The 332-nt window shown below is 68.4% G+C and carries 1 protein-coding gene and 1 pseudogene; both read right to left on the reverse strand.

Features of this window, described 5'->3' with window-relative positions; translation table 11 throughout:
• On the reverse strand, nucleotides 1-184 hold a 184-nt coding region (locus EMQ25_RS17915; protein WP_148114834.1), incomplete at its 3' end, for a hypothetical protein.
• Between the two features lie 15 nt (nucleotides 185-199).
• A pseudogene (locus EMQ25_RS18455) lies at nucleotides 200-332 on the reverse strand (deoxyribose-phosphate aldolase); the annotation flags it as partial.

The following is a 332-nucleotide window of genomic DNA, read 5'->3' on the forward strand; positions in this document are numbered from 1 at the left end:
CGGCCAGCACCGCTCCGCTGGCGGGGTTCTGCGTCGTAAAAAGCGTGCCGGGCGCGGTGAAGGCCCCGTCGATGAAATGGCCGAAGCGCCGGCCATGGGCCTCCAGCCAGTCCTGCGCCGGCCCGTCGCTCTCGGGGGAGGGGCCATATTCGAGCGTCTCGAAAACCTGCATGATCGTATTCATCTTCTCTCCCCGCCCTCAGACCATGGGCTGGCGGTAATCGGCGGCATAGCGCCCGGTGAGGCCGTGCTCGAGCTGGCGCTCGATATCGGTCAGGAGGCTCGAGGCGCCGAACCGGAACAGATGCGGCTCGAGCCAGGCCCGGCCCAGC

The organism is Arsenicitalea aurantiaca (genome assembly GCF_003994485.1).
GTDB lineage: Bacteria > Pseudomonadota > Alphaproteobacteria > Rhizobiales > Devosiaceae > Arsenicitalea > Arsenicitalea aurantiaca.